1 protein-coding gene is annotated in these 907 nt (G+C 56.2%); it reads left to right on the plus strand.

Features of this window, described 5'->3' with window-relative positions:
* Window positions 1-100: 100 nt before the first annotated feature.
* Window positions 101-661 (plus strand): recombinase family protein, encoded by a 561-nt coding sequence (locus B7444_RS16090; RefSeq protein ID WP_007284678.1) that lies wholly within the window; start codon window positions 101-103, stop codon window positions 659-661.
* The last annotated feature ends 246 nt before the right edge of the window (window positions 662-907 follow it).

The following is a 907-nucleotide window of genomic DNA, read 5'->3' on the forward strand; positions in this document are numbered from 1 at the left end:
TCCGTCCCAAAAACACCTGATTTTGTTATGATTCAGGGAGGAGACCGGAAGGGCCTGAAAGGGTCCCACAAAGGTGTCCCTCAATGACAGGACAGGGATTATGGGAAAATATGGCTATGCACGCGTAAGCACGTCACGACAGCAGACAGACAATCAGGTCACGGACCTTCTGCGGGAAGGCGTGCCGGAAACGCAGATTGTGACGGAAACAGTGTCAGGGGCGACCGCGTGGAAATCACGTCCAGCCCTGAAGAGACTGGTCAGACGGCTTCAGGCCGGGGATACGCTGACGGTGGTGAAGCTCGACCGTCTGGGGCGTAATGCTCTGGATGTGCTGACCCTCATCGACGTGCTGAAAAAACGGGAGATTTCTGTCAGGATTCTCAATCTGGGGATTGATACCGCAGGCGCTGGCGGCAAGCTGTTCCTGCTGCTTCTGGCGGGATTTGCGGAGTTCGAACGCAACATCATCCGCGAGCGCGTGCTGTCAGGTCTGGAGACCGCCAAGGCAAAGGGCATTCGCCTCGGGAGAAAGCCAACGCTGACAGAAGAGGACATCGCTCAGGCGCGTCGTCTCAAGGCTCAGGGATTATCAGCACGAGAAGTCGCGAAACTCCTGCACGTCTCCAAGATGACCGCCTGGCGGGCGATGAACTCCTGAAATCCGTCCCGCAATCCCTGTACCAGAATTGCAGAACCGGACTCTCAGCCATGCAAAATCACCCTATTCCCAAATCAGGTGTTTACGGGATATGTTGCAGAGCAATTCAGCACGGACAGGGGGCTGGATGCCGCTCTCCCGATAACGGGGGAGGTCATGTTTTTCCCCTGTTTTTCGGAAGGTTTCGGGCACGGCATGGATATCGAACTCTGCGGAAAACCCTTCTGGCTTCACGGAATCCGGGGA

It is taken from the genome of Gluconobacter thailandicus F149-1 = NBRC 100600, assembly GCF_000964465.1.
In the GTDB taxonomy this organism is placed as follows: Bacteria; Pseudomonadota; Alphaproteobacteria; order Acetobacterales; family Acetobacteraceae; genus Gluconobacter; species Gluconobacter thailandicus.